General features: G+C 72.7%; 17 protein-coding genes. 7 read left to right on the plus strand and 10 right to left on the minus strand.

Annotation, left to right across the window (positions count from 1 at the left end):
* The coding region (locus tag ADY59_RS38765) for an MFS transporter (protein ID WP_231619101.1) at positions 1-655 on the minus strand (655 nt) is incomplete at its 3' end.
* Between the two features lie 88 nt (positions 656-743).
* On the opposite strand from ADY59_RS38765, the gene ADY59_RS38770 reads away from it, so the two are divergent.
* Both ADY59_RS38770 and ADY59_RS38775 read left to right on the plus strand, forming a co-directional pair.
* Positions 744-1346, plus strand: coding sequence for a TetR/AcrR family transcriptional regulator (locus ADY59_RS38770; RefSeq protein ID WP_049573569.1), 603 nt, complete (start codon positions 744-746; stop codon positions 1344-1346).
* A 9-nt stretch (positions 1347-1355) separates the two neighbouring features.
* The gene (locus ADY59_RS38775) at positions 1356-2135 is read left to right on the plus strand and encodes a DNA-formamidopyrimidine glycosylase family protein (RefSeq protein WP_049573571.1); all 780 of its coding nucleotides are present in this window, start codon (positions 1356-1358) and stop codon (positions 2133-2135) included.
* Here ADY59_RS38775 and ADY59_RS38780 read toward each other — a convergent pair.
* From ADY59_RS38780 to ADY59_RS38805, 6 genes are all read right to left on the minus strand, one after another.
* Entirely contained in the window at positions 2132-2488 is a 357-nt protein-coding gene (locus ADY59_RS38780; RefSeq protein WP_049573607.1) for a helix-turn-helix domain-containing protein, read from the minus strand. The genes ADY59_RS38775 and ADY59_RS38780 overlap by 4 nt on opposite strands.
* Before the next feature lie 226 nt (positions 2489-2714).
* Positions 2715-3230 carry a CinA family protein gene (locus ADY59_RS38785; RefSeq protein WP_049573574.1) on the minus strand — a complete coding sequence of 172 codons (516 nt, stop codon included), beginning with the start codon at positions 3228-3230 and terminating at the stop codon, positions 2715-2717.
* 3 nt (positions 3231-3233) lie between these two features.
* The gene (pgsA, locus tag ADY59_RS38790) at positions 3234-3806 is read right to left on the minus strand and encodes a CDP-diacylglycerol--glycerol-3-phosphate 3-phosphatidyltransferase (RefSeq protein WP_049573576.1); all 573 of its coding nucleotides are present in this window, start codon (positions 3804-3806) and stop codon (positions 3234-3236) included.
* Entirely contained in the window at positions 3803-5209 is a 1407-nt protein-coding gene (gene rimO, locus ADY59_RS38795) for a 30S ribosomal protein S12 methylthiotransferase RimO (protein ID WP_049573610.1), read from the minus strand. The genes pgsA and rimO overlap by 4 nt, the downstream gene beginning before the upstream one ends.
* A 46-nt stretch (positions 5210-5255) precedes the next feature.
* Positions 5256-6020, minus strand: a complete 765-nt coding sequence (locus ADY59_RS38800; RefSeq protein WP_049573579.1) for a helix-turn-helix domain-containing protein — start codon at positions 6018-6020, stop codon at positions 5256-5258.
* A gap of 77 nt (positions 6021-6097) precedes the next feature.
* Entirely contained in the window at positions 6098-8602 is a 2505-nt protein-coding gene (locus ADY59_RS38805) for an FtsK/SpoIIIE family DNA translocase (RefSeq protein WP_049573582.1), read from the minus strand.
* A gap of 154 nt (positions 8603-8756) precedes the next feature.
* Here ADY59_RS38805 and ADY59_RS38810 point away from each other — a divergent pair, with 154 nt between their 5' ends.
* Positions 8757-11180, plus strand: a complete 2424-nt coding sequence (locus ADY59_RS38810) for a SpoIIE family protein phosphatase (protein ID WP_049573585.1) — start codon at positions 8757-8759, stop codon at positions 11178-11180.
* Here the strand turns inward: ADY59_RS38810 and ADY59_RS38815 are convergent.
* Entirely contained in the window at positions 11177-12118 is a 942-nt protein-coding gene (locus tag ADY59_RS38815; protein WP_049573589.1) for an aldose epimerase family protein, read from the minus strand. The two genes, ADY59_RS38810 and ADY59_RS38815, sit on opposite strands and share 4 nt — an antisense overlap.
* Positions 12115-13086, minus strand: coding sequence for a LacI family DNA-binding transcriptional regulator (locus ADY59_RS38820; protein ID WP_049573592.1), 972 nt, complete (start codon positions 13084-13086; stop codon positions 12115-12117). The genes ADY59_RS38815 and ADY59_RS38820 overlap by 4 nt, the downstream gene beginning before the upstream one ends.
* A 224-nt stretch (positions 13087-13310) precedes the next feature.
* Between ADY59_RS38820 and ADY59_RS38825 the strand changes: the two genes are divergently transcribed.
* From ADY59_RS38825 to ADY59_RS38840, 4 genes are read left to right on the plus strand one after another with little or no spacing between them, the layout of a single operon-like run.
* On the plus strand, positions 13311-14198 hold the full coding sequence (locus ADY59_RS38825) for an NAD-dependent epimerase/dehydratase family protein (protein ID WP_049573595.1): 888 nt from the start codon (positions 13311-13313) through the stop codon (positions 14196-14198).
* Entirely contained in the window at positions 14195-15061 is an 867-nt protein-coding gene (locus ADY59_RS38830; RefSeq protein ID WP_049573597.1) for a 5-dehydro-4-deoxyglucarate dehydratase, read from the plus strand. The genes ADY59_RS38825 and ADY59_RS38830 overlap by 4 nt, the downstream gene beginning before the upstream one ends.
* A gap of 17 nt (positions 15062-15078) precedes the next feature.
* Entirely contained in the window at positions 15079-16107 is a 1029-nt protein-coding gene (locus ADY59_RS38835) for a mandelate racemase/muconate lactonizing enzyme family protein (RefSeq protein ID WP_049573612.1), read from the plus strand.
* Entirely contained in the window at positions 16107-17999 is a 1893-nt protein-coding gene (locus tag ADY59_RS38840; RefSeq protein WP_049573600.1) for a DUF6807 family protein, read from the plus strand. Before ADY59_RS38835 ends, ADY59_RS38840 begins: the two co-directional genes overlap by 1 nt.
* 7 nt (positions 18000-18006) lie before the next feature.
* Here the strand turns inward: ADY59_RS38840 and ADY59_RS38845 are convergent, their stop codons facing one another.
* Positions 18007-19086 (minus strand): dienelactone hydrolase family protein, encoded by a 1080-nt coding sequence (locus tag ADY59_RS38845; protein WP_049573602.1) that lies wholly within the window; start codon positions 19084-19086, stop codon positions 18007-18009.
* Between the last annotated feature and the right edge of the window lie 531 nt (positions 19087-19617).

Below are 19617 nucleotides of genomic sequence, written 5' to 3' on the forward strand. Positions count from 1 at the left end.
GCGGTCTCCCCGAGGCCCGCGCCCTTGCCGGGGCGGGTTCGCGGGCCTCGGGGAGACCGCCGTCCGCCTGCCCGCCGGGAACCTTCGCCAGGGCGGGTTCGCGTACGTCGGGAAGGGTGCGGTGGACGGCGGCGAGGGAGGCGAGGCCGAGCAGCCCGCCGAGGACGAAGGTGGCCTGCCAGCCGAAGGCCCCGCCCACCCAGGTGCCGATGGGCACGCCGAGCATGAGGGAACCGGTGAGCCCGCCCATCACCAGCGCCAGATAGCGCCCCTGACGGCCCTCGGGAGCCAGGGAGGCGGCGATGGCATACGCGGCCGGCACCACGGCGGCGGCGGCCACGGCGGCCAGCACGCGCAACCCCATCAGCACCGGATAGCTGGTGACCAGCGCGGACACCCAGTTGACCGCGGTGAACAGCAGCAACGCCCCGACGATGAGCCGCCGCCTCGGCCAGGAGGCGGTGACCACGGAGGCGACGGGCGCCGTCAGCGCGAACGCCAGCGAGAACGCGGTCACGAGCTGCCCGCCCGCCGCCTCGCTCACGCCGAGCCCGTCGGAGATGGCCGGCAGCACCCCGGCGATCACGTAGTCGTCGGTGGCGAAGGCGAACGTGGTGAACGTCAAGGCCAGCAGCCAGCCGGGCACACGGGACACGAAGAGACCCCCCTCGATAAAGGTAACAGTCGTTACCCGAGATAAGGTAACAGTCGTCACCCCGATGCCGTCAAAGGGGATTTCGCCCATGGCCAGGACCGCCGACCCGGCCCGCCGCGCCGAGCTGCTCGACCAGATCGTGGACTACCTGGCGGGCCACGGCCTGTCGACGCTGTCCATGCGCCCGCTGGCCGGGCATCTGGGCAAGAGCACCCGCGTGCTCACCCACCACTTCGCCGACAAGGAGGCCCTGCTCTCGGCCACGATGCAACGCCTCGACGAGCGGCACCGTGCCTGGCTGCGCGCGCTGCCGGGCTGGAAGGGCGCCGACAGCGTCGGCACGATCATCCGCGCCACCTGGGACTGGCAGCTGCGCGAGGAGAACCTGCCGATCGCCCGGCTGATCCACGAGATCGAGGGCCTGGCCGCGGGCGGCCGGCTGGCGGGACACGTGCCGAGGCTGCTGGCGGACCGGTCGGAGTTCGTGGCGGGCCTGCTGCGTGAGCGCGGCGTGCCCGAGGCCGACGCCCTGCGCATCTCCACCCTGACCAACGCCGCCTATGCGGGCCTGCAGGCCGACCTCCTGACCACGGGCGACCGCGAGCGCGTGGAGGAGGCACTCGACCAGCTGGTCGGCCTGGTGGACACGTGGGTCGCCGCGGCCGCCGATCAAGATCATTCCGGGGACTAGACTGGGGTCATGCCCGAAGGAGATGCCGTCTACCGCACGGCCGCGCGGCTGCGGGGTGCGCTCGACGGGCAGGCGCTGACCCGCTCCGACTTCCGGGTGCCCCGCCACGCCACGGCCGACCTGACGGGCCGGGTCGTGCTGGAGACCGCCTCACGCGGCAAGCACCTGCTGACGAGGGTGGAGGGCGGCCTGACCGTCCACACCCACCTGCGCATGGACGGGAGCTGGCAGATCATGCCCGCCCACCGGCGGGTCCCGGGCGGCGATCAGGTGCGGCTGGTGCTGGCCAACAGCCGCTGGCAGGCCGTGGGCGTGCGGCTGGGCATGGTGGACCTGCTGAAGACGGCGGAGGAGAGCCGGGTGGTCGGCCATCTGGGGCCCGACCTGCTGGGCGGCGACTGGGATCCGGCCGAGGCCGTGCGGCGACTGCGCCGGGCTCCGGGCGCGACCATCGGCGAGGCGCTGCTGGATCAGCGCAACCTCGCGGGAATCGGCACCATCTACCGCGCCGAGACACTCTTCCTGCGCGGGATCTGGCCATGGCGCCGGGTCGGGGACATCGAGGATCTGGAGGCTGTCGTCACGCTCGCGCAGCGGCTGCTCACCGCGAACAAGCATCATGCGGGCACGGTGACCACAGGTGACCGCCGTCCGGCGAACCAGACGTGGGTCTACGGCAGGGCAGGCAGACCCTGTCGTCGATGCGGCACCCGCATCAGCCGCGGGGAGATGGGGGCGCAGTCACAGGAGCGGCTGATCCTGTGGTGCGGCGGCTGCCAACCGGGCTAGGCCGCCACCATGTCCTTGACTTCGGGGAAGACGGAGTCGGAGATCGACCCGGGGACCGATTCGGCAAGGGGGATGCGCTCGTGCTCGGGAGCTTCGGCGAGCACAGGGGCAGCCTGCAGCTCCGCCAGCGCGAACTGGTCGGAAACCTCACGCAGCACCTGCGACAAGGGCACACCCAGTGCCCCGCAAATGGACGCGAGCAGCTCGGAGGATGCCTCTTTCTGGCCACGCTCGACCTCGGACAGGTAGCCGAGCGAGACACGCGCCAGCGTGGAAACCTCGCGAAGTGTGCGTCCCTGCCGCACGCGCAGCCGCCTCAGCACATCACCGAGCAGCTGACGCAGCAGAATCATCTGTCGCTCCCTCCCCGGCGTGGATGTCTTCACCACGCCCCGCGCGATCGGATCGTGCCGCCCATTGTTCTTCTTCGCTTCGTACATACTCCTCGCCGTCATCATCGGGCGTCGCCGCCCCTGGCCCGCCGCTCGTGGCTCATCACTCACAGCTCCACCGTACCCGTATCAACCGACACCGCGTCAGACCGTGCCTCGCATGTTCGCTCGGGACGTAACACGGTAATCATCCGGAATGTTCCCCTTTATTGGCCTTCAGCACACTTGCCAGAAGATCTATGGCCTCGTCCACCGTCTCCTCTCTGATACGCGCCCGCACCCCGGAAAGGCTCAACCGGCGCCCCCACAGCTCGCCCCCGGGACGGCCCGCCGCCGCGTGCACCGCCTCGTAGACCGCCACGTACACCGTGCCGACGGGCTGCCCGTCCTGCGCCTCCGGCCCGGCCACCCCCGTCACGGCCAGCCCGTAGCCGGCCCCGCACAGCCGGGCCACCCCGGCGGCCATCGCCGCCGCCACCGCCGGATGAACGGCGCCCTCCCGCCGCAGCAGTTCGGCGGGCACCCCCAGCAGCTCCTGCTTCAGCTCGGTGGCGTACGAGATCACCCCGCCCCTGAACACCCGGGACGCCCCGGGCACGGACGTGACCTCGGCCCCGATGAGCCCGCCGGTCAGCGACTCGGCCACCGCCAGCGTGACCTCCTGCCGCGCCAGCTCCGCCACGACAGCGGCGACGTCCGCCATGTCTCACTCCCCGCGTGCCTGCCTGGCCACCTTGCGTAGTTTGATCGCCCTGATCACGTAGTCGGCCCCGGTGCCCACGGTGACGACCAGGGCGGCGCCCATCACCGTCCAGCGCAGCGGGTCGATGTCGACGGGCAGGATGTACAGGACGATCGCGGCGATCTGCAGCACCGTCTTGACCTTGCCGCCATAGCTGGCCGGGATCACCGCGTGCCGGATCAGCAGCAGCCTGAGCAGCGTGATGCCGAGCTCGCGGCCCACGATCACGATCGTCACCCACCACGGCAGCTCGCCCAGGATCGACAGGCTCACCAGGGCGGCGCCGGTCAGCGCCTTGTCCGCGATGGGGTCGGCGATCTTGCCGAAGTCGGTGATGAGCCCGTAGCGGCGGGCCAGCTCGCCGTCGAGGTGGTCGGTGATCGAGGCCACCCCGAACAGCGCCAGCGCGGCCAGCCGCCAGCCCGTGCCCGGCAGGAAGAGACAGACGACGAAAAAGGGGACGAGCACCAACCGGAGGACCGTGAGGACGTTGGCGATGTTCCACGGGCTCACCACGCGGCGCTCGTCCCTGGTCATGGACCGGCCTTGATCCGCGCGATCAGGTCGACGCCCTCGGCGTCGACCACGACCGCGCGGACGATCTGCCCCTTGACCAGACCGATGCCCTGCACCGTGACGGAGCCGTCGACCTCGGGCCCCTGGTGGGCCGCGCGTCCCTCGTAGCCGCCGTCGCCCAGGTCCTCGTCGATGAGCACGTCGACCTCGGTGCCGATGCGCTCCTCGGCGCGCTGCGAGGTGAGCTCCTCGGCCAGCTCGGTGAGCACGCGGACGCGCTCGTCGACGACCTCCTGGGCGAGCTTGCCGTCGAAGCCGGCCGCCTCCGTGCCGTCCTCGTCGGAGTAGCCGAACACGCCGATCACGTCGAGCCTGGCCTGCTCCAGGAAGGAGACCAGCTCGCCGAACTCCTGCTCGGTCTCGCCGGGGAAGCCGACGATGAAGTTGGAGCGCACACCGGCCTCGGGGGCCCGCTCGCGAATCGCCTCCAGCAGGCCGAGGAAGCGCTCGGGGTCGCCGAAACGGCGCATCCGGCGCAGCACCGGGCCGCTGGCGTGCTGGAAGGACAGGTCGAAGTAGGCGGCGACGCCCTCGGTGCCCGCGAGCACGTCGATGAGGCCCGGCCGCAGCTCGGCCGGCTGCAGATAGCTGGCCCGCACCCGGTCGACGCCCTCGACGGCGGCCAGCCGGGGCAGCAGCTTCTCCAGCGCCCTCAGGTCGCCCAGGTCCTTGCCGTAGGACGTGGAGTTTTCGCTGACGAGGACGAGCTCGCGCACGCCCCGGTGGGCCAGCCAGTCGGCCTCGGCCATCAGCTCCTCGGGGTCGCGGGACACGTACGCGCCGCGGAAGGCCGGGATGGCGCAGAACGTGCAGCGCCGGTCGCAGCCGGAGGCGAGCTTGAGCGAGGCCACCGGGCTCTCGTCGAGCCGCTTGCGCAGCACGCGGGGGCCACTGGCGGGGGCCAGCCCGTCGGGCAGGTCGCCGTGGCCGGGGATGTGGGATCGGGACCCGGCGCGCTCGACGGGTGAGATGGGCAGCAGGGTGCGGCGGTCGCGCGGCGAGTGCGGGGTGAGCCGCCGGCCGGCGAGGACGTCGTCGAGGCGGCCACCGATTTCGGCGTAGTCGTCGAAGGAGATGACCGCACTGGCCTCGGGCAGCGCCTCGGCGAGCTCGTTGCCGTAGCGCTCGGCCATGCAACCCGCGGCGACCACTTTGGCCCCCGAGTCTGCGGCGGCCAACAGCGTGTCGATGGAATCCTTCTTCGCCGAGTCGATGAAGCCGCACGTGTTGACGACGACGACGTCGGGGTCGTCGTCGCCCAGCTGCCAACCGGCAGCCTCAAGTCGCGCGGCCAGCTCCTCGGAGTCGACTTCGTTGCGCGCGCAGCCCAGGGTGATCAGCGATGCGGTTCGGCGGGATGACATGGTGAACACTACGGTATCGGGAGTTGGCCACCACCCGATGCAGGGGCTACCTGGCTCGCTGCTTCCCGGGCCCGAACGAGCGGCGCACGACCTCCCCCCGATCGCCGATCCGGCCCAGGTCCTGGCCGTTGACCTGCAGCGACACCGCACCCGCGTCGGCCAGCAGCAGATTGACCTTCGAGGCGGCCCGCCAGGTCGAGCTGGCGCCCGCCTTGAGCGTGCCGGAGAACAGCTTGCGGCCCTGCGCGTCGTGCACGTTGAGGTAGGACGACCGCTTGGCCTTGACCTTGACCACGACCAGGTCGCCCTTGGCGATGGCCATGGCCTGGCGCGGCGGTCTGGCCGGCGCCTCGGTGAAGGGCCGGTTGGGCGGCACCTTCGGCGCCGACGTGGCGTGCTGGACCCCGGCCGAGCGGACCCGGTCGGACTCGCCGCCCATCACCCGCACCACACCGAACACCACGACCACGGCCAGCGCGACGCCCAGCGCGGTCGTCCAGGTCGGACCGCGCCGCTCGCCCAGCCGGACGCCCCGGTCGGCCCTGAAGACGTCAGAGGCCCGTACCGGCGGCGGCGCCCCGCCGTGCTGCTGGTCGTAGACGTGGACCACGGCTTCCGGATCCAGGCCCACCGCCTTGGCGATCGCCTTGACGTGACCCCTCGTGTAGAAGTCGTTCTCGGCGGGATCGTCCCGTTCGATCGCCTGAATGATCACTTCTCGGATGCGCGTGTTCGCGCTCAGCTGCGCGACCGTCAGCCCCGCCGACTCCCTGGCGGCGGCCAACATGGCCCCCGTGCTCTGCTCCTGCATCGCAAACGCCTCCCGACCACAACGGAGCGTAGTCAGTTATATTCAACCAGCTACGCTCCGGGAAACGTGCATTGGGGTCATTCGCCACGCAGGTCGGCCAGCAATCCGGGCAGATCATCCGGTTTCACCAGCACCTCGCGCGCCTTCGACCCCTCGCTCGGGCCGACCACGCTGCGGCTTTCGAGCAGGTCCATCAGCCGCCCGGCCTTGGCGAACCCGACGCGGAGCTTACGCTGCAGCATCGACGTCGAGCCGAACTGCGTGGTCACGATCAGCTCGGCCGCCTGGATCAGCAGGTCGAGGTCGTCGCCGATCTCCTCGTCGATCTCCCGCTTGACCGGCGCCGCCGCCACGTCGTCACGGTATTCGACCTGCATCTGCGTCTTGCAGTGCGTGACGATCTCGGCGATCTCCTTCTCGGAGACGAACGCGTTCTGGATGCGGATCGGCTTGCTGGCGCCCATCGGCAGGAACAGCGCGTCACCCTGGCCGACCAGCTTGTCGGCGCCCGGCTGGTCGAGGATGACCCGGGAGTCGGTCAGGGACGACACCGCGAACGCCAGCCGCGACGGCACGTTGGCCTTGATGAGCCCGGTGACCACGTCGACGGAGGGCCGCTGGGTGGCGATCACCAGGTGGATGCCGGCGGCGCGGGCGAGCTGGGTGATGCGCACGATCGAGTCCTCGACGTCGCGCGGGGCCACCATCATGAGGTCGGCCAGCTCGTCCACGATCACCAGCAGGTACGGGTACGGCTGGTAGACGCGCTCGCTGCCGGGCGGCGGCTGCAGCTTGCCGGCCCGCACGGCCTCGTTGAACTCGTTGACGTGCCGGAACCCGCTGGCGGCCAGGTCGTCGTAGCGCCGGTCCATCTCGCCCACGACCCATTCGAGGGCCTCGGCGGCCTTCTTCGGGTTGGTGATGATGGGCGTGATCAGGTGGGGGATGCCCTCGTACACGCTGAGCTCGACCCGTTTGGGGTCGACCAGCACCATCCGCACCTCGTCGGGCGTGGCCCGCATGAGGATGCTGGTGATGAGCCCGTTGACGCAGACGGACTTGCCCGCGCCGGTGGCGCCCGCGATGAGCAGGTGGGGCATCTTGGCCAGGTTGGCGACGATCGTGCGGCCCTCGACGTCCTTGCCGAGCCCGACGATCATCGGGTGGTGGTCGGCCTGCGCCACCTGCGACCTGAGCACGTCGCCCAGCGCCACCAGGTCCTTGTCGGCGTTGGGGATCTCCACCCCGATCGCGGACTTGCCGGGGATCGGCGACAGGATCCGCACGTCGGCGGACTTGACGGCGTAGGCGATGTTCTTGGTGAGTGCGGTGACCTTCTCCACCTTCACCGCCGGGCCCAGCTCGATCTCGTAACGGGTCACGGTCGGGCCCCGGGTGAAGCCGATCACCTGCGCGTCGATGGTGAACTGCTCCAGCACGCTGGTCAGCGCGTTGACGACGACGGTGTTGGCCTTCGTCTGCGGCTTGGGCGCGCTGCCCGGCTTGAGGAACTTCAGGTCCGGCAGATGGTAGGGGCCCGCCTGCGGGGAGAGCACGAGCTGCTCGACCTTGCGCGGCGCGGGCGTCGGCTCCGGCGGCTCGGGCACCTTCCTGGCCGGGGGCGGCGGCTCCTCGTCCTCCTCCGTCAGCCCGGGCACGATCTCCGGCGAGTGGTCGCCGCGCTTGTCCTTCTCCGCGATGACAGGGGTGTCGTACGGCTTGACGAGGTCTTCGGGGTTGGCGGCCGGCTTCTTGGCCCGCTTCTTCGGAGCCGGGGCGGGGGCGCCCTCGGCGGCCTGCCGCTCGAACAGCATGTGCCGCAGCTCGGCCAGCCGCTCGGGGATGCGGTGCACCGGCGTGGCCGTGATCACCAGCACCCCGAACCCGGACAGGAGCAGCAGCAGCGGGATCGTGATCCACGGCGGCAGGATGCTCATCGGCGGCGCCGACACGATGAACCCGACGAGCCCGCCCGCCTGCGACACCTTGTCCATGGTGTTGCCGGCGTCACCCGCCGGGTACGGGGTGCCGTTGGCGACGTGGATGACGCCGAGGACGCCGACGAGCAGCGCGCTCCACCCGATCACCATCCGGCCGGTGTCGGCGTTCTGGTCGGGGTGGCGCAGGTAGCGCCAGGACAGCAGGCCGAGCAGCAGCGGCATCGCCCACGCCAGCGACCCGAACACCGCGTGCACCACGGTGTTGACCGCCTCGGAGACACCGCTCCCGGTGTCGCGCCAGGTCATCGCGGCGAGCACGATCGCGCCCGCCAGCACGGCCAGGCCCACGCCGTCGCGCCGGTGCGCCGGGTCGAGGTCGCGGGCGTTCTTGCCGAGCGCCCGGGCGGTGCTGCCGATGCCGTTGGCCAGCAGCATCCACAGCCCGACCACGAGCTTGCCGATCATGGTGAAGACCCAGCTGATCGGGTCCTGGTGGGTCATCGCGCCCTTGCGGGCCGGCGAGGTGGCCTTGCCCCTGGGCCGTCCCGCCGAACCGGCTCCCCGCTTGGCGGGGGTCGAGCGGGACGAGGCCGACCGCTTCGCCGGCCCCTTCGGTGCGCTTTTCGGCGTACGGGTGGCCATGATGCCAAAGGTACGTCGGAGCCCCGGCGAAAGCACCGTGACTCGCCGGTGTCACCGCGAAACCCTTCTTTCCAACTCACCGTTCCCGAGCCGTTCAGTCTGCCACTCTGAGAGTGACCGAACAGCCACATCGAGTGATGTTCTAGGACGCAAAGTGGACACGACGCAGGTGTCGAGCACTTCCTTCGACGGCACTCCCCATGCCCCGGCGGCCGCGCGGCGGTTCGTCCGCCAGGTGCTCGGCGAGTGGCGCCTGACCCATCTGGCCGAGGACGCCGTACTTCTGACCAGCGAGCTCGTCACCAACGCCGTGGTGCACGCCGGCACCGGCATCGAGCTCACCTGCCGGCTCGACGCCGACGCCGCGCCGGCCAAGCTGGAGATCGAGGTCGACGACCACGATCCGGGGCGGGCGATCCTCGCCGAGCAGCCGGCCACCGAGCCGATGTCCACGCACGGCCGCGGGCTCGCGCTGGCGGGCATGCTGGCCGACGCCTGGGGGGTCACCTACACCCGGACGGCCAAGCGGGTGTGGGTGCGCATGGAGTTCGCCGGCGCGGCCGACGCCCCGGCTCCCGCTCCCCCACCGCCGGGCGCCGCCCTCGACAGGCTGCGCGTCGCCGTGCTCGTCGCCGACGCCGGGCACCGGGTGATCTCGTGGAACTCCGACGCCCAGGCGCTGCTCGGCTGGACCGCCGAGCAGGCCGTGGGCAGGCGGCTGGCGGACCTGGTCGCCTGGCGGGCCGGCGGGCCGTACGCGCTGTCGCTGACCGACACGCTCGCCCTGGGCCGCTGGCGGGGCGAGTCGCGGATGCGCCACCGCGACGGCCGGATGGTCCGCGTGTACGTGTCGCACCTGCGCACGAACGGGCGCGCCGCGGACCGGCGGTCGATCTGGATGGTGGCGGGCAGGGAGCACGGGTTCGTGCTGGCCGCGCCGCCCGCTCCGGTCCGGGGCGAGGCGGGCAGGCGGATCAAGGACCTCCTCGACCGTGACCGGCCGTTCGCCGAGCTGCTCGACACGATCGCCCAGATCGTGCACCTGTCCAGCGGCGGCGAAGCCGCGTACGTGCTGCTGCGCGCCGAGACCGGCAACCGGTTGGGGGTGGCCGCGGGCGTCGGCGAGACGGCCGGGGTGGTGGGCGTGCCCGCGGCGGGCGTGTTCGCGCCCGACCGCACGGCCCCGGTGATGCTGGAGGACCTGCTCGCCGTCGACGTGGAGCTGGCCCAGCAGCTGCGGGCCAGGTCGCTGGCGTGCGCGCCGCTGGTGGCCGGGGGCGAGGTGATCGGGCACCTGGCGGTGACCTCGGCCGCGCCGGGCCGCTTCGACCACGACCTCACGGTCAGCCTGCGGCACATCGCCGACCAGGTGGCCGTCACCGTGCAGCGGGAGCGGCTGGCCGAGCGGGACCGGGCGCACCGAAGCAGGCTCTCCTTCCTGGCCGAGGCGGGCGAGCTGCTCGCGGGCGTGCACGACGAGGAGGTGATCGCCGCGCTGGCGGCGCAGCTCGTGGTTCCGAAGATCGCCACCTGGGCGGCGGTCTACCTGACGGACCTGGCGGGCATGACGAGGCTCGCCCACGTGTGGCACAGCGAGGAGCGGCACAACGCCGAGCTGCGCAAGTCGCTGCCGGCCATCCCCGGCACGCCGCTGGGCGAGGTGCCCTGGCCGGTCGGCCCGGAGACGGTGCTGTCGTTCCCGCTGCTGACGCAGGGCAAGGCGCACGGCGCGCTGGTGATCGGGCGTCCGGAGCCGACGCTGCCGCTGGAGGTGGCCGACCTGCTGGCCGACCTGTGCCGGCTGATCGCGCTCAACCTGCACACGGCCATGCTGTACACCCGGCAGGCGACCACCTCCCGGGTGCTGCAGCGCAGCCTGCTGCCGATGCGGGTGGCGCCGATGCCCGGCCTGGAGTCGGCCGTCATCTACGAGCCCGCCGGGGAGGGCGCGGACGTCGGCGGCGACTTCTACGACCTGTTCACGGTGGCCGGCCACTGGTGCTTCGCGCTGGGCGACGTGTGCGGCAGCGGCCCGGAGGCGGCCGCGGTGACGGGGCTGGCCCGGCACGCCGTACGCCTGCTGGCCAAGGAGAACTACACGGTCGCCGACATCCTGGACCGGCTCAACCAGAGGCTGCTGGAGGAGGGCGAGGACGGCCGTTTCCTCAGCCTGCTGTGCGGCGAGCTGACCCCGCTGCCGGGCGGCGGCGCGCTGTGCACGGTCGCCTCGGCCGGGCACGTGCCGCCGCTGCTCCTGCGCGCCGACGGGAAGGTCGAGACGATGGCGACGCCGCAGTTGCTGCTCGGCGTCGCGGACGGCGCCCGCTTCACCGTGGAGTCGTTCGAGCTGGCGCCCGGCGAGGTGCTGCTGTGCGTCACCGACGGCGTGACCGAGCGGCGCAGCGGCACGCGGCTGCTGGACGACGGCGACGGGCTGGCCCGGCTGCTGTCGGGCTGCGCGGGGCTGAGCGCGCACGCCGTGGCCGAACGGGTGCGGCAGGCGGTCGACTCCTTCGCCGACCACCCCTCGCGCGACGACGTGGCGTTGCTGGTGCTCCGGGCCCTGCCCGTCCGCTAGGCGGGGAAGCGGTAGGTGGTGGAGGAGGCGTGGCGCTCGCCCGGCCTGAGCACCGTCGTGGGGAAGGCCGGCTGGTTGGGCGAGTCGGGGAAGTGCTGGGTCTCCAGGCACAGGCCGGCGTGCGGGCCGTACGGGGTGGCGACGCCGTCGAGCATGCCGCCCGCGTAGAACTGCACGCCGGGCTCGGTGGTCGTGACCTCCATGGTGCGGCCGCTGAGCGGCTCGACCACGGTGATGTCGCCGTCGAGGACGTAGCAGTGGTCGTAGCCGCCGGCGAACCGCTCCCCCACCGCGTGCGGCGTGGTGAAGTCGAACACGGTGCCCTTGACCGGGGCGTGCTCGCCGGTGGGGATCTTGTGCTCGTCGACCGGCAGGTAGTGGTCAGCGGCGATGCGGACCACGTGGCCGAGCACGTCGCCGCCGCCGGCCAGGTTGAAGTAGGAGTGGTTGGTCAGGTTGAGCACCGTGGGGGCGTCGGTCTCGGCCGCGTAGTCGAGGCGGAGCGCGTCGCCGTCGAGCGTGTAGGTGAGCGAGGCGGTCAGCGTGCCCGGGTAGCCCTGGTCGCCGTCGGGGCTGGTCAGCGTGAGCGTGATGAACGAGCCGGTGACGTCGGCGACGGTCCACACCCGGCGGTCGAAGCCGTCGGTGCCGCCGTGCAGGCTGTTGGGCCCGTTGTTGACCGGCAGCGTGTGCTCGGTGCCGTCGAGGGTGAAGCGGCCGCCGGCGATGCGGTTGCCGTAGCGGCCGACGACGGCGCCGAAGTAGCGGCTGCGGGTCAGGTAGTCGTCCAGCGCCGGCAGGCCGAGCACCACGTTGACGCCCGACACCTCAAGCGTTTGCAGGATCGCGCCGTAGCTGAGCACCGCCGCGCGCAGGCGCCCCGACGACAGCTCGTGGCGCTCGACGGGCTCCCCCGACGGCAGCGTTCCGAAGATCATGAGTGGGTCTCTCCCGTTGACTCGCGGACGATCAGGCTGGTCTCCAGCACGGTGACGCCGCCGGTCGAGTCGGAGTCGACCGACTGGAGCAGCATGTCCACGGCGATCCGGCCGGCGGCGGCGGTGGGCATGGCGATCGTGGTCAGCTTGGGGCGGCTCAGCCGGCCGGGGACGATGTCGTCGACGCCGATCACGCTGATGTCGCCGGGCACGTCGATCCCCCGCTCGGCCAGGCCCTCCATGAGCCCGATCGCGACCAGGTCGTTGTAGGCCAGCACGGCGGTGGCGCCGGAGGCGATCACGTCGGTGACCGCGGCCAGGCCGCCGAGCTCCGTGGGCGGGTTGGGGCCGAGGAAGGCGACGTCGGCCTCGCCCATCGCGGCAGCCGCCGCCTGCATCTCCTTGCTGGTCCACGACCCGCTGGGCCCGGTGACCAGGGCGAGCCTGCGGTGGCCGAGCCCGGCCAGGTGCTCGACGGCCAGCCGGACGCCGCGCCCGACGTCCATCAGCACCGTCGGCATGCCCTTGACCCGCCGGTTCACCACGACGAACGGCACCTCTTCGCGCAGCCGCTCGATCGTCCGGTTCGTCAGGCGGGGGCTGCACAGCAGCACGCCGTCGACCTGCTTGGTGAGGGTCTGGATCAGCTCTTCCTCGACCTGCGGGTCCTCGTCGGTGTCGGCGACGAACACGTGGTAGTCGCGGAGCCTGGCCTGCGCCTGCGCGGCCTTGATCAGCGGCGGGAAGAACGGGTTGGCGATGTCGGCCACGATGAGGCCGATGTTGTGGGTGCGCCCGGTGGTCAGCGCCCGCGCGGCCCGGTTGGGCCGGTAGCCGAGGTCCTCGGCGATGGCGAGCACCCGGGTGCGCGTCGCGGGGTTGACCAGATGGGGCGCGGAGAATGCGCGCGACACTGTGGAGACGTGCACGCCCGACGCCTCCGCCACGTCACGAATCGTCACCGCCACGCTAGGCCTCCGTGCATGCCCTGTACATTAATGCAAGCGCTTGTATCGCTGTCAATGGACTTCAAGAGCCTCTGCCAGAGCGCCAATGCCCACCATACCGGTTATGCGGCCATCGGTGCCCGTGTGAGCGGGGACCGTGCGGCTTGACGTTCTCCCGACCCCGCCTCGATACTTTTTGCAACCGGTTGCGGTATACGAGCCCCTTGCGGGAGGGTGAGCTAGCGATGACACGAACACTGGTGACGGGCAGCGCCGGAAGGCTCGGCCGCAGCCTGGTCACCACCTTGGCGCAAGCGGGTCACGAGGTGATCGGCGTCGACGTCACCGCCGGCACGCCCGACGAGGCCGCGGCCATCCTGCCGGCCGACCTGACGGATCTGGGCGAGGCGTACGACGTGATGGCGCGCTTCCGGCCCGACGTCGTGGTGCACCTGGCGGCGATCGCCACCCCGTTCAGCCGGACCGACGGCGTGACCTTCCGCACGAACACCGAGCTGGCGTTCAACGTGTGCGCGGCGGCGAGCGCCTGCGGCGTGGGCCGGGTGGTGGTGGCCAGCAGCCCGACCGTGATCGGCTACGGCGCGCCCTCCGGGTGGACGCCCGACTACCTGCCGATCGACGAGGAGCACCCGCCCCGGCCGTGGAACTCCTACAGCCTGTCCAAGCTGGTCGCCGAGCAGACGATGGCCGCCTTCGCGCGCAGGTCCGACACGCGGTTCGCGGCCGTGCGGCCGTGCTTCGTGGTCGCCCCCGAGGAGTGGGCGGGCGCGCCGACCCAGTCCGGTCACACGATCGCCGAGCGCCTGGACCGGCCGGAGATCGCCGGCGTCTCCCTGTTCAACTACATCGATGCCAGGGACGCCTCGGACATGATCTCGGTGCTGATCGAGAAGCTGACCGGCCTGCCCAACGGCGAGGTGTTCTTCGCGGGCGCGGCCGACGCGCTGGCCCGCGACCCCCTCGCGGACCTGCTTCCCGCCGTCATGCCCGCCACCCGGGCCGCGGCGACCCACCTCACCGGCACCCGTCCCGCCTTCACCTCGGCCAAGGCCGAGCGCATGCTCGGCTGGACGCCCAAGCGCAGCTGGCGCACCGAACTGGAGATCGGATGAACCTCACCGGAGTCCTCTTCTTCCCCGTCACCCCGTTCACCGCGAGCGGGGAGCTGGCCGAGGACGTGCTGGCCGAGCACATCGGCCGGGGCCTCGAACACCATCCGGGGGCGGTGTTCGCGGCGTGCGGCACGGGCGAGTTCCCGGCCCTGTCGGAGGCGGAGCACGCGGCCGCCGTCCGGGTGGCGGTCAAGACCGCGCGCGGCACGGTGCCGGTGTTCGCGGGCGCGGGCGGCCCGCTGGGCGCGGCGCTCGCCCAGGCGGCCGCCGCCCGCGACGCCGGCGCCGACGGCCTGCTGCTCATGCCGCCGTACCTGGCCAAGGGCACGCCCGAAGGCTTCCTGGCCTACGTGCGGGCGGTGGCGGCGATCCTGCCGACGGTGATCTACCAGCGCGGCTCGGTGGTCCCGACGCCGGAGCAGGCGGTGGAGCTGGCGCGCGTGCCCGGCGTGATCGGGCTGAAGGACGGCCTGGGCGACATCGACCTCATCCAGCGCACCGTCCTGGCCGTGCGCAGGGAGATCGGCGACGACTTCCTGTTCTTCAACGGCCTGCCCACGGCCGAGCTGACCATGGGCGCCTACCGCGGCATCGGCGTCGAGCTCTACTCCTCCGCCGTGTTCGCGTTCGCGCCGGAGATCGCCACCGCGTTCCTGAACGGCTCCGACCGGCTGCTCACCGAGTTCTACGAGCCTCTGGTACGGCTGCGCTCCAAGGTGCCCGGTTACGCCGTGTCCCTGGTGAAGGCCGGGGTACGGCTCGGCGGGCTGGACGCGGGGCCGGTGCGGCCGCCACTGGTCGACGCCGCGCCGGAGGACGTGGCCGAGCTGGCCAGGCTGATCGAGCACGGGCGGTCGCTGTGATCCGCGACGTCAGGGTCATGCCCCGCACGGTCGCGCTGCACCGGCCGTGGGGCCCGGACGTGCCCGCCAACCACGTCCTCGTCGTCGAGGTGACGCTGGCCGACGGCCGGACCGGCACCGGCTTCTCCTGGACTCCGCAGATCGGGGCCAAGGCCGTGCAGGCGCTGCTGGAGCACGACATCCGTGACGCGCTGATCGGCCTGGACCCGCACCCGGAGGTGGTGTGGGACCGGCTGTGGCGGCACCTGCGCGAGGCCGGGCCCGGCGGGATCACGACGGTGGCGCTGGCCGGGGTCGACCTGGCGCTGTGGGACCTGCGCTGCGGCGAGCGCGGCCTGGCCGACGTGCTGGGCCGGCGGCGCGACAGCGTCCCGGTCTACGGCAGCGGCGTCAACCTGCACTACTCGCTGGACGAGCTGGTCGCGCAGGCGGGCCGGTGGAAGGCCGCGGGCTACCCCGGCGTCAAGATGAAGGTCGGCCGGCCGGATCTGCGCGAGGACGTGGAGCGCGTGGCCGCGGTCCGCGAGGTGATCGGGCCGGACACGCTGCTCATGATCGACGCCAACCAGCGCTGGGACGTGCACCGGGCCCGGCGCGCCGTCGACGCGCTGGCCCCCTACGGGCTGCACTGGCTGGAGGAGCCGCTGCCGGCCGACGACGTGGCCGCGCACGTGGAGCTGCGCCGGTCGGTCGGCGTGCCGATCGCCGTGGGCGAGAACGTCTACACCGTCTACGGCTTCCGCGACCTGCTCGCGGCGGGCGCCTGCGACGTCGTGCAGCCGAACGTGGTCCGGGTGGGCGGGATCACGCCGTTCCTGCGCATCGTGGAGCTGGCGCGGGCCTACGACGTGCCGGTCTACCCCCACCTGCTGCCCGACCTGTCCGGGCAGCTCGCGCTCACGCTGCCGCTGCCGTCCATGGCCGAGGAGGTCGAGGACGCCTCGTTCGCCGCGCTCGGGCTGCTGGCCGAGCCGTACCCTGTCCAGGTGTCCGGCGCGGAGCTGCGCGCCGGCGGGCATCGGGGGCTCGGCCTCCGCTGGAGGTGATGACCGTGCGTGTCGTGCTCGCCGGAGCCCACGGGTTCGGCTCCCACTACCTCGACCGGCTGCGCCGGATGCCCGGGATCGAGCTGGCCGGCGTGTGCGACGTGCGGCCGGTCGCGCCGGAGCTGCTCGACGGCCTGGGCGAGCCGGAGGTCTCCGGGGACCTGCCCGGCCTGATCAAGCGGACCGGGGCGGAGATCGCGATCCTCGCCACGCCCATCCCCACGCACGCCGACCTGGCGCTGGCCGCGTTCGGCGCGGGCGCGCACGTGCTGGTGGAGAAGCCCACCGCCGCGACGCTGCGCGACTTCGAGCGCATGCGGGCGGCGGCCGACGCGGCCGGGCTGGCCTGCCAGGTCGGGTTCCAGAGCCTCGGCTCCGCGGCCGTGCCCGCGATCCGCGAGCTGATCGCGAGCGGCGCCATCGGGCGCGTCACCGGCATCGGCGTGGCCGGGTCGTGGCCGCGCCCGGCCTCCTACTTCACCCGCAGCCCGTGGGCGGGCCGGCGGGTGCTCGACGGCGCCGACGTGGTCGACGGGGCGCTCACCAACCCGTTCGCGCACGCGCTGGCCACCGCCCTGGCGGTGGCCGGCGCCGACGAGCGCGGCGCGGTCGCCTCCGTCACCGCGGAGCTGTTCCACGCCAACCCGATCGAGTCCGACGACACCTCCGCGATCCGCGTCCACCTGTCCTCCGGGGTGCCCGTGGTCGCGGCCGTGACGCTCTGCGCCGCCACGCGTGACGAGCCGTACGTGCTCGTGCACGGCACGAAGGGGCGCGTGCGGTTCACGTACACGCTGGACGAGGTCCAGGTGGACGACGGGCCGGTGCGGCCGTTCGGGCGGACCGACCTGCTGGCGAACCTGGTCGAGCACGTCAGGTCCGGCGCCGAGCTGCTGGTGCCCGTGCACCGGACGGGGGCGTTCATGGAGGTCATGGAGGCCATCAGGCTCGCGCCCGACCCGCTGCCGATCGACGACGCGCACCAGGACCTGTCCGGCGAGGGCCGGGTGCTGCCCGGCATCGCGGCCGTGGTCGACACGTGCGCCGACCGGCTGGCGCTCTTCTCCGAGCTCGGCGTGAGCTGGGCGACGCCGCTGACCGTCTCCGGGGCGGTGGTGGCCGAGTACACGACGGTGAGCGACCTGCCGCTGGAGGCTGCTCCCCGGCCGTTCCTGCATCCCGTACGGACGCTCGGCGGGGTCGTCGTGACCGAGGTGCGGCCCGCGGACCATCCGCACCACCTCGGCGCCGGGCTGGCCGTCACCGATCTGGGCGGGCGCAACTTCTGGGGCGGGCGCACGTACGTCCGCGACCAGGGGCCCACCTGGCTGGACGACCACGGGATGCAGCGGCACCTGTCGTTCCCCGTGCGGGAGGCGGCCGGGTTCGCCGAGCGGCTGGTGTGGGAGCGGCCCGGCGAGCAGCCGCTCGTGCGGGAGGAGCGCACCGTGCGGGCCGCGCCGCTGTCGCGCGGATGGGCGCTGGACTTCGCGTTCACCCTGCACAACCTGACCGACCGGCCGCTGACCGTGCGGAGCTCGGCCACCAAGGGCCGCGCCGGGGCGGGCTACGGCGGGTTCTTCTGGCGGGCGCCGGCCGGGTCGCCTGGACTGCGCGTCTTCACGGCCTCCGCCGAGGGCGAGGAACGGGTGCACGGCTCGCGGGCGCCGTGGCTGGCGCTGGCGGCCGACGACTGGACGCTGGTGTTCGCGCAGGACGACGACCCGTGGTTCGTCCGGGTCGCCGAGTATCCCGGCGTCGGCACCGCGCTGGCCTGGGACACACCGCTGGAGTTCGGCCCGGTGCTGGCCAGGCGGGTCGCCGTGGTGGTCGCCGACGGGCGGCTGTCCCGGGAGGAGGCCGCCGGGCTGGTTTCCGAGCTCAGGCCCTGACCTGCTCTCAGGCCCTGAGCCGCTCTGTCAGCCAGGTGAAGGCGGCCTCCTGCATCGGGACGTCGAAGGAGTGCGGGGCGTCGTGGAAGGCGCCCTCGTAGCCGCCGGAGGGGTAGCGGCGCGCGATGGCCTCGTGTGCCCGGCGCATCCCCGCGACCGGGAACAGCGCGTCGCGCGCCGCGTACTGCACGAGCAGCGGCCGGGGCGCGCGGGCGGCCACCAGCGCCGGCCAGTCGCACACGCGTGACAGGCCCGGCGGGTAGAGCATCCAGGTGTGCGAGGCCACGTACCCGTCGAGCAGGTCCGCGTACGCCGAGACCATCGCCACGACCGCGACCGCGCTCACGGCCGGGTCGAAGGCGCCCAGCAGCGCGGCCCGCAGCCCGCCGCCGGACACGCCCAGGCAGCCGACCTCGCCGACGTCCGGACGGCCGCGCAGGTACGCCGCCGCGGCCAGGTCCTCGCCCGCCACCACGCCCGCCAGGGACGTGCCCAGGAGCGTGCAGTACTTCTCCAGCACGTGCTCGTGATGACCGGCCGCCACGTCGTACCGGTCGGCCTCCGACAGTCCCGGCTCGGCCGGCTGTGCGGTCACCCGGTCGGGCATGTCCGCCAGCGGGAAGCGGCGGCTGCCCCAGCCGAACACGTCGGGCACCAGCACCGCGAACCCGCGTCTGGCCAGCTCACCGGCATAGGCGCGGCCGCCGTAGATCTCCGCGCGCAGCCTGCGCACCTCCGGCGTCGGCGGCTCCGGGCCGTCGGCGATCTTCTCCTTGCCGGCCCACTTCATCCCGGCATGGCAGTGCAGCGCCACCACCCCGGGCAGCCTGCCGCTCGCCCCGCGCGGCCTGAGCAGGAAGGCGTGCGTGCGCGGGCCGTAGCCCAGGTCCCAGGACAGCTCCTCGCCGTCCACGTCGCCCGCCGTCCACGTCCGCTCCGTCCTGACGTCGCGCGCCACCAGGTCCAGCGTCCCGATCGTCTCGCGCGCCGCCTCCGCCAGCGCCGCTCCGGGCTCGGCATCGCGGAACGCCCCCCACTGCCGCGCCGCGATCCCGGCCAGCCCCGAGAACGTCCCCAGATGCCGCAACTCCCCGGAGACCCCCGCCTCTCCCGGAGCGGCCCGCCCCGTACGGGGACTGGAGGGTCCCCCAGGAGACCCCGCCGTGAAGGCGGACGCCCCCTCAGGACCGTGCGTGCCACCGGGGTCGGGCGCCCCTTCAGAGCTGAGCAACCGACTCGGGGCGGGCGCCTTCTCAGGGGTGCGGAACCGAGCGGGGGCGGGCGGCCCTTCGTCGGCCGGTGCCGCCTCAAGGGCGGACGCCTCCCCAAGAGGGGACGCCCCCTCAAGAGAAGGCGTCCCGATAGAGACGGCCACCCCACCCGAGGCAGCTACCCCCTCCGAGGGCGGCCGCCCAGAGCAGGGCACCCCCTCAGACGAGGGTGGCCCCTCGGACGATTGCGGTCCCCCGGAGGAGGGTGCCCCCTCGGACGAAGGAGCCCCCTCAGGTGCTGGCGGCCACCCGGAGATGGGCGCCCCCTCAGATGAGGGTGGTCCCCCGGAGAGGGGTGGCCCCTCGGACGAGGGTGGGTCGTCTGAAGAGGGGGGCGGCCCGCGAAA

The sequence above is a fragment of the Nonomuraea sp. SBT364 genome (assembly GCF_001083785.1).
GTDB lineage: Bacteria > Actinomycetota > Actinomycetes > Streptosporangiales > Streptosporangiaceae > Nonomuraea.

Bases quoted from the DNA above. Each gene is read 5' to 3' on its own strand.
- ADY59_RS38770 (WP_049573569.1), top strand. From the start codon at position 744: ATGGCCAGGACCGCCGACCCGGCCCGCCGCGCCGAGCTGCTCGACCAG.
- ADY59_RS38775 (WP_049573571.1), top strand. From the start codon at position 1,356: ATGCCCGAAGGAGATGCCGTCTACCGCACGGCCGCGCGGCTGCGGGGT.
- ADY59_RS38780 (WP_049573607.1), bottom strand. From the start codon at position 2,488: ATGATTCTGCTGCGTCAGCTGCTCGGTGATGTGCTGAGGCGGCTGCGC.
- ADY59_RS38785 (WP_049573574.1), bottom strand. From the start codon at position 3,230: ATGGCGGACGTCGCCGCTGTCGTGGCGGAGCTGGCGCGGCAGGAGGTC.
- pgsA (WP_049573576.1), bottom strand. From the start codon at position 3,806: ATGACCAGGGACGAGCGCCGCGTGGTGAGCCCGTGGAACATCGCCAAC.
- rimO (WP_049573610.1), bottom strand. From the start codon at position 5,209: ATGTCATCCCGCCGAACCGCATCGCTGATCACCCTGGGCTGCGCGCGC.
- ADY59_RS38800 (WP_049573579.1), bottom strand. From the start codon at position 6,020: ATGCAGGAGCAGAGCACGGGGGCCATGTTGGCCGCCGCCAGGGAGTCG.
- ADY59_RS38805 (WP_049573582.1), bottom strand. From the start codon at position 8,602: ATGGCCACCCGTACGCCGAAAAGCGCACCGAAGGGGCCGGCGAAGCGG.
- ADY59_RS38815 (WP_049573589.1), bottom strand. From the start codon at position 12,118: ATGATCTTCGGAACGCTGCCGTCGGGGGAGCCCGTCGAGCGCCACGAG.
- ADY59_RS38825 (WP_049573595.1), top strand. From the start codon at position 13,311: ATGACACGAACACTGGTGACGGGCAGCGCCGGAAGGCTCGGCCGCAGC.
- ADY59_RS38830 (WP_049573597.1), top strand. From the start codon at position 14,195: ATGAACCTCACCGGAGTCCTCTTCTTCCCCGTCACCCCGTTCACCGCG.
- ADY59_RS38835 (WP_049573612.1), top strand. From the start codon at position 15,079: ATGCCCCGCACGGTCGCGCTGCACCGGCCGTGGGGCCCGGACGTGCCC.
- ADY59_RS38840 (WP_049573600.1), top strand. From the start codon at position 16,107: ATGACCGTGCGTGTCGTGCTCGCCGGAGCCCACGGGTTCGGCTCCCAC.